A 7,311-nucleotide genomic window follows, 5' to 3' on the forward strand; every position below is an offset into this window, starting at 1 on the left:
TCATCGCCCGGGTCGACGCCGTGTCGCTGGACGACGTGGCCACCGTCGCCAAGGACCTGCTGCGGCCCGAGGGGCGGATCCTGACCGCCATCGGCCCGTTCACCGAAAAAGAGTTCGCAGGTTGGGACCGGTCGTGATCAAGGTCGGGGTGCTCGGCGCCAACGGGCGGATGGGCCGGGAGGTCTGCGCCGCGGTCGAGGCGACCGACGACCTGGAGCTGACCGAAGAAGTCGACGTAGACCTGTCGAGCCTGGAGGCGCTGGTCGAGAACGGCGTTCAGGTGGCGGTCGACTTCACGAACGCCGAGGGTGCCGCCGAGAACATCCCGTGGTGCATGAAGAACGGCATCCACATCGTGGTCGGGGCCTCGGGGATACCGGCTTCGGTGATCGCCGAGATCGAAGACCTGGCTCCGAAGTGCGAGGGGAACGTGCTGATCGCCCCCAACTTCGCCATCGGCGCGGTGCTGGCGATGAAGTTCGCCGAGATGGCGGCCGCCTGGATGCCGGACGCCGAGATCATCGAGCTCCACCACAGCGGCAAGATGGACTCCCCGTCGGGGACCGCCCTGCAGACGGCCGACGTGATCCTCAAGGGCCGCCGTCAGGCGCCGGCCGACAGGCCCGGCACCCTGAAGGAGAACATCCCGGGCGCCAGGGGGTCTAAGCGGGAGGACGTGCACATCCACAGCGTCCGACTGCCGGGCCTGGTGGCGCACCAGGAGGTCCTGTTCGGGGGGCCGGGTCAGCTGCTGACGATCCGGCACGACTCGATCGACCGCAAGTCGTTTATGCCCGGAGTCATCGTCGGCATCCGGGAAATATCGAAGCACCCGGGCCTGACTGTGGGGCTGGAGCACTACCTGGGGCTTTAGCTCTAGGCCGGGACGGTCACCCCGACAAGGAGGTAAACGTGCAAAGCGTAGCCTTTGTTGTGCCACTTCTTCCCGGCACAGAGGAAGAGGACCGGCTGGAGATGAACTCGTGCTGGCGCGGCGACAGGATGGCCGCCCACCACGAGGCTCGCGCAGCGCTGGGAATAGTGCGTGAGTCGGTTTGGGCTCAGGACACACCCGCGGGCAAAGTCGCCGTCGTCTACCTCGAGGCCGAGGACCTTGGTAGGGCGTTCCAGGGGATGGCCACCTCCGACCACCCTTTCGACGTGTGGTTCAGGGGACACTGCCTGAAGGTCCACGGGCTGGATCTCACCAAGGAGTTGCCTCCGCCGGCCCTGGTCCTGGACTACCGGCAAGACGGTTACGAGGGCGCTCCGGCGGGTTCCTAGTCCTGGATTCAGGCCTGGATCGTGACGATGTGGGCCTGGATCTTGGCGTCGATGGGACCCGGCCCGAACCGCTCCTCGACCGCTCTGGCTGCTTCATCCGTTGCCTCGGACAGCCTCGACGCGTCCCTTTCCTCGATCTCGTTGCGCAGCGGCGTCCCCTCGCAGTAGGCAACCGCCGGGTCGCGGGCGGTCCGGGCCGGACTGCGGGCTGCCCGGGTGACGATCGACGGCTTGTTGGCAAACCCGCCCTCGGCCAGGTCGCTCTCGATCTTCGCCCGGTCGTGGTAGCCGTGAGGCGTCCTCGCCAGGAACTGCGGCGGGTCATCGGGGAAGAGGCTTGCGACGGCATCGGTCACCACGTCGGCCAGCTCGTTGTACTCGATGCGGTCCCAGACGCTGAACAACAGAACCCCGCCGGGCTTGAGCACCCTTTTGACCTCGGAGAACGCCTTCACTTTGTCCGGCATGAACATGATGCCGAACTGGCAGGCTACGGCGTCGAACATCCGGCCGGCAAAGGGCAAGTTCAGGGCATCCGCGTGGCGCCACTCCACCGGCCGGCTCGTGCCGAGGGAGGCGGCCAAGTCGAGCATCGGCTGGTTCAGGTCGGTCGCGGTGATGGCGACGGCTTCCGGCAACACCGACGCCAGGCTGCGGGTGAGCACCCCCGTCCCGGCTGCGATTTCGAGGACCCGCTCCACGGGGTGGGCGGCCATGCGCTGCGCAAGGTCCTTGGCGTACGGCGCAAAGATCAGTGGGACCAGGTACTGCTCGTAAAGCTGGGGGATTGAGCCGGCGAAAAGCTTGTCGCTCTCGGTGACGTTCATACGACGGCTAAGCCCGGCTGGACAGCCCGTCGAGGACGAGGGCGACCAGCTTTTCGATCCGGTCGGACGGCCCGTCGGCCTCCGGCCCCGCCACCATTCTCCGGACGATCACGGCCCCCGACAGCGTGTCGGCTACCAGCTCGGCGTCGAACCCGTCACGGAGCTCGCCCCGGGCGGCTCCCCTCTTCAGGACGTCGAGGATCAGCTGCCGCCGGGGCCTGATGACCGCTTTGGCGAAAGCCTCGCCCAGGGGGGTCGCATCCCACACCTCGCCGACCATCCGGGGGAAGATCTGGCCCCCGATCGAGCAGCCGAGGTCGCTCTGCAGCTTGCTCATCAGGGCGATCAGGTCTCCCCTGGTCGATCCGGTGTCCGGGGCGACGACCGCCTCGGCGCACTGGAAGATCGCCTCGCTGATCAGGTCCTCTTTGGAGTGCCACCTGCGGTAGATCGTGGCCTTTCCGACGCCGGCCCGGGTGGCGATGCCCTCGACGCTCGCCGAGTCGAGCCCTTCCTCCACGAATGTCTCCAGGGCGGCGTGGATGATCACGTCGTGAAGCTCGGAGTCCCGGGGCCTCCCCGGTTTCCTGAGCCCTGCCGCCTCGGTGGGGTTCATGGCGTCGGTACTACCTCCCGGAGGCCGATGCCGTCAACAAGTATTCCCACCGCTTCGGCCAGGAAGTCGCCGTCGCCGCCGGCATCCGTAATGCGATGCCCGGGCTCCTCCTTGGCCTTCGCTGCGATCGCGCCGACCAGCATGTAGGCGGCGTGGTGGGGGTCGATCGCCGAGTTGATCCGGTCGAAGCGCTGCTCCAGAAGCAGGTATCCGGCCAGCGGACGCAGGTCCGGAGCGGCCGCCCCGGGGTGGCCGCCGCCGTTGCCGTAATGCTCCATCGCCACCAGCCCGAAGTCCTCCAGGTTGCCCCGGACCGTCCCAGTTCCCGCCTGGAACGGCAACTGGGTGAGGGCCGACTGGATTGCCGAGGGCTCGGCCTGCCGGATGGGGGGCGCCGTGCGGGTGACGACCGGCTCCGGCAAGCCGATGACCGAGTCCAGAGCCATCTCGGCCTCCAGCAGGGGAGACAGCGGCTCCCGCTCCCGCTCTTCGGCGCCTTCGTGTGCCTCGCCGCGGGACGGAAGAAGCAGCAAGGTAACCACGGCTCCGACTGCGGCGATGCCGGCAGCGATAAGCAGCGTGGAGCTCAGGCTGTCTACGAAAGCAATCTTGGAAGCGGCCGCCAGGGCCTGCCCGGCCTGCCCGCCGAGCTGCCCGGCGATGATCGTCGCGGCGCCGATGGAGTCCCTGGCCTGGCCGGCCAGCCCCGCCGGAAGCCCGCCGAGTGCGGGGGCGACCTCGGTTGCGTAAGCGGACGAGAAGACGCTGCCCAGGACCGCGACGCCCAGGGCGCCGCCGACCTCCCGGGTGGTGTCGTTCATGGCCGATCCGACGCCGGCCTTGGCCAGCGGCACCGAAGCCATGATCGACTCCGTCGCCGGGGCCATCACCAGCCCCATGCCGAATCCGAGGACCGCCAGGCCGATGCCGATCCGGGTGTACCCGGTGACCTCGAGGGTCGAGAACAGAAGGAACGCCCCGGCGACCGTGAACAGGCCGAGGGCGACGATCAGCTTGGTCCCGAACTTCTCCGCCAGCTTGGCGCTGAGGGGAGCGCTGATGATCATCGTCGCCACCGGCATCACCCGGGTCCCCGCCTCCAGGGGGGTGAACCCGAGAACGAACTGCAGGTGCTGGGTCATCATGAAGACGCTGCCGAACAGGGCGAAGAAGGTGAGCGTGATCGAGAAGTTGGCGACCGAAAACCGCCGGTTGCGGAAGAAGCTCATCTGAAGCATCGGGTGGGGCGTGCGGATCTCCCAGAAGACGAACGCCGCCAGGAGGACGAAGCCGATCCCGAGCGCGATCAACGTCTCGTCCCCGGTCCAGCCGTGCTGGGGGGCCTCGATGAGGCCGTAGACCAGGGTGACCAGGGCGGCTATCGACAACCCGGCACCCACGAGGTCCAGCGGGGTGGCTTTGGGGTCCTTCGACTCGGGGATCAGCCAGAGGGCGAGGGCCAGCGCCACGGCCACGATCGGGATGTTGACGAGGAAAACCGATCCCCACCAGAAGTGCTCGAGCAGCCACCCGCCGATTACAGGGCCGCCGACGATGCCGATTCCGGCGACACCGGCCCAGATGCCGATGGCTTTGCCCAGCTCCTTGCCGGTGAAGATCGTGGTGATGATTGAGAGGGTCGACGGCATGATCAGCGCAGCGCCGATGCCCATGACCGCCCGCCCGGCGATCAACTGCGTCGCGGAGGTCGCCATGGATGACCCGAACGACGCAACACCGAAGATGACCAGGCCGATCAGCAGCGCCCGCTTGCGCCCGAACCGGTCGCCGAAGCTGCCCATCGTAAGCAGCAGTCCGGCGAAGATCAGGACGTAGGAGTCGATCATCCACTGCAGGTCGCTCTGGGTTGCAGAAAGTTCGCGCACAAGGGTGGGCAACGCGACGTTGAGAATGGTGTTGTCCAGGCCGATGACTACAAGGCTCAAACTGAGCACCACCAACGTCCACCAGCGTCTTGCGTATGCCTTGCTTGAGTCCACAGATCCCCCCGGGGCTAATTCGATACGGAACTGGATCGTATCGTAATCAAGCCACTGCCGCTTCTACCTAGATCGAGTAGGCCATATGGCCCCCAAAAGTCGGGCCGATCTGCTCTTGGCACGGTCGAAGGGATGGTTCATCGTGAGAACGCGGGCCAAGGGGCCACGGCGCAGTCGAGTTGTTGGGAGGCAAAGATGAACAGCGGTGAAAAGGTAGTGGCGAACCTCGGGACGCGTCCGGTGCTGGAGAATATCCAGGACCTGACCATCAAGCAGGTGGTCCGCGTCCGGCGCGACATCTGGAAGCTCGAGCAGGCACAGCAGTGGCACCCCATGATCAACGCCTACGCCGAGGCGGTCCGGATCATGAAAACCCGTCCCGCCAGCGACCCGACGAGCTGGGCCTACCAGGCCGCCATCCACGGCAACTCCGTCGCAGACACCTGGCGCAACACCTGCCAGCACTCCACCTGGTTCTTCCTGCCCTGGCACCGCATGTACCTTTACTGGTTCGAGCGGATCTGCCGCGCGGCGATCCAGTCCAGCCCAAACGTCGACCCAACCACCAAGGCCAACTGGGCGCTCCCGTACTGGAACTACGACCGGGGCACCCCCACCAACCAGCTTCCCAAGGCCTTCCGGGACACGACCACCCCAAGCGGAGACCCCAACCCCCTGTTCGTCTCAGGTCGAAACCCGTCCATGGCCGCCGGCGGGGGGATGCCGGCATCGGTCACCTCGGCAACCTCCGCTTTGGCCAAGCACAACTTCACCGGAGGTTCCGGAGGACCGGCGACGAGCGGCGGTTTCGGCGGTCCGATCACCGGCTTCAACCACGGTGGCGGCGCCATCGGTGAGCTGGAGAACGTGCCCCACGGCGCAGTACACGTAACCGTCGGTGGCTTGATGGGAGGCTTCAACACCGCAGGCCTGGACCCCATCTTCTGGCTGCACCACTGCAACATCGACCGGCTGTGGGAGGTCTGGGATCGTCAGACCACACCGGCCCGGACCAACCCCACCACCGCCAACTGGACCACCGACCTGCCCTTCCACTTCCGCAACACCTCCGGGGCCGACGTCACCCAGGTGTCCGGCGGCGTGGTCAACACCAGGGACCAGCTCCGCTACGTGTACGACCAGTTCAACCTGCCGTTCATCCGCCCGGACATCCTGCAGAACATTCAGAGGATCCCGCTTCCCTTCCCCGGCCCGATCCCGATGCCGGCAGGCTTCACGGCCCCGGCGGAGGCAGATCAGCCGGACCGTCCGGCGGAACTGGCGGGGGCAACCGAGGAGCCGGTGGTGCTAACCGGCGAGACCGTGGCCACCAGCGTCTCGACCTCCTCAGCGGCCGCCTTCCGGGATGACGCGCCGGCCGACCCGGACCGGGTCTACCTCAACGTCGAGGAGATTCGTGCCGAGGGAACCCCGGCCACCCCGTACGAGGTCTACGTCAACCTGCCCGACGACGATGAGACCACCGACGACCACTACCAGGTGGGGCTCGTCTCCCTGTTCGGGGCCGCCGAGGCGTCCGACCCGGAGAGCGACCACCCGGAGGGCCTGAAGTACACCTTCGACATAACCGACCTCTACAAGGCCATGAAAGAGGCGGGCGTGTGGAATGACGGCGACGTCAAGGTGACCTTCAAGCCGGTGCGGGTTGAGATGCCGGCGGGTGCCTCGGCGGCATTCACCGATCTCGAGCCGCAGCCGGAGCCGCCGGTCACCATCGGGCGGGTCAGCGTCTTCTACCAGTGATAGCAACTGCAACCCGGAGCCCATCCAGCCGTTACGGCTGGGTGGGCTCCGTGCGGCGTTTCTGGCACCGCCACCCCGAGCGGCCGTTGGCCGCAGTGGCGGCCGGGGCATGGGTGCTCGTGCTGCTCCAAACGGATGCCCACGTTCACGGCGCCCCCTCCTGGATGAGCCTGCAAGGCGCCTGGGTGCTGATGGTGGTGGCGATGATGATCCCCCCGGCGCTTCCGATGGCCAGGCGGGTGATCCAGAACAGCAAGCGGTACCGCCGGCAGCGGGCCGGATTCCTGTTCGTCGGTGCGTCGCTGCTGTTGTGGGCGGGCATCGGCTTTGTCGGAGTGAGCCTGGCCGCCTGGGCTGGGGCCTACGACTACCGTCGCTGGCTTCTGGGCGGGTCGCTGCTGCTGGCGGCTGCCTGGGAGCTGACCCCGGCCAAGAGGAGGGCATTGAAGGCCTGCCACCGAACGATTCCGCTGCCCCCGGACGGCAGGAAAGCCGACCTGGCTTGCGTGAGGATGGGTTTTCAATACAGCAGGGCGTGCTTTAGGGCGAGCTGGGCGCTGATGCTTCCGATGGCACTTGCCGGCCACGGGCTGGTCGTGATGATGCTGGCGACCGGGATCGCCGTGGCCGAGGAGGTAGTGGCCAAGGGCTACCGGCTGGCGCCCGTGGCAGCCGTGCTCCTTACGGTTGCGGGGATGATGGTGCTGGTTCTGGGCTGATCGGATGCTCCATCCAGACGTTCGGCTCCCAGTAGCACCCGGTGTCCCGTAGGCGGTCGATCTCGAGTGTCGCCAGGCCGTCGGGGATGACGTAGACGCCG

General features: G+C 67.0%; 7 protein-coding genes. 4 read left to right on the forward strand and 3 right to left on the reverse strand.

Going from position 1 to position 7,311, the window contains the following annotated elements; genetic code table 11:
* Nucleotides 1-121 precede the first annotated feature (121 nt).
* Nucleotides 122-874, forward strand: coding sequence for a 4-hydroxy-tetrahydrodipicolinate reductase (dapB, locus tag VFV09_05760; GenBank protein HEU4867219.1), 753 nt, complete (start codon nt 122-124; stop codon nt 872-874).
* 38 nt (nt 875-912) lie between these two features.
* Complete coding sequence (locus VFV09_05765) at nt 913-1,284, forward strand: hypothetical protein (protein HEU4867220.1); 372 nt, start codon at nt 913-915, stop codon at nt 1,282-1,284.
* An 8-nt stretch (nt 1,285-1,292) separates the two neighbouring features.
* Here the strand turns inward: VFV09_05765 and VFV09_05770 are convergent, their stop codons facing one another.
* The 3 genes from VFV09_05770 to VFV09_05780 are packed head-to-tail and all read right to left on the reverse strand — an operon-like array spanning nt 1,293 to nt 4,727.
* Nucleotides 1,293-2,111 (reverse strand): methyltransferase domain-containing protein, encoded by an 819-nt coding sequence (locus VFV09_05770; GenBank protein HEU4867221.1) that lies wholly within the window; start codon nt 2,109-2,111, stop codon nt 1,293-1,295.
* Between the two features lie 7 nt (nt 2,112-2,118).
* On the reverse strand, nt 2,119-2,727 hold the full coding sequence (locus VFV09_05775; GenBank protein HEU4867222.1) for a TetR/AcrR family transcriptional regulator: 609 nt from the start codon (nt 2,725-2,727) through the stop codon (nt 2,119-2,121).
* Complete coding sequence (locus VFV09_05780; GenBank protein HEU4867223.1) at nt 2,724-4,727, reverse strand: MFS transporter; 2,004 nt, start codon at nt 4,725-4,727, stop codon at nt 2,724-2,726. The genes VFV09_05775 and VFV09_05780 overlap by 4 nt, the downstream gene beginning before the upstream one ends.
* Before the next feature lie 195 nt (nt 4,728-4,922).
* On the opposite strand from VFV09_05780, the gene VFV09_05785 reads away from it, so the two are divergent.
* Together VFV09_05785 and VFV09_05790 are read left to right on the forward strand one after the other, a co-directional pair.
* Entirely contained in the window at nt 4,923-6,491 is a 1,569-nt protein-coding gene (locus tag VFV09_05785; protein HEU4867224.1) for a tyrosinase family protein, read from the forward strand.
* Between the two features lie 50 nt (nt 6,492-6,541).
* Nucleotides 6,542-7,210, forward strand: coding sequence for a DUF2182 domain-containing protein (locus tag VFV09_05790; protein HEU4867225.1), 669 nt, complete (start codon nt 6,542-6,544; stop codon nt 7,208-7,210).
* Nucleotides 7,211-7,311 lie beyond the last annotated feature (101 nt).

This window comes from Actinomycetota bacterium, from assembly GCA_035759705.1.
In the GTDB taxonomy this organism is placed as follows: domain Bacteria; phylum Actinomycetota; class CADDZG01; order JAHWKV01; family JAHWKV01; genus JAJCYE01.

What these genes read in the sequence shown, in the direction of transcription:
- VFV09_05775 (HEU4867222.1), bottom strand. Translation starts at nt 2,727, where the DNA reads ATGAACCCCACCGAGGCGGCAGGGCTCAGGAAACCGGGGAGGCCCCGG.
- VFV09_05770 (HEU4867221.1), bottom strand. Translation starts at nt 2,111, where the DNA reads ATGAACGTCACCGAGAGCGACAAGCTTTTCGCCGGCTCAATCCCCCAG.
- VFV09_05785 (HEU4867224.1), top strand. Translation starts at nt 4,923, where the DNA reads ATGAACAGCGGTGAAAAGGTAGTGGCGAACCTCGGGACGCGTCCGGTG.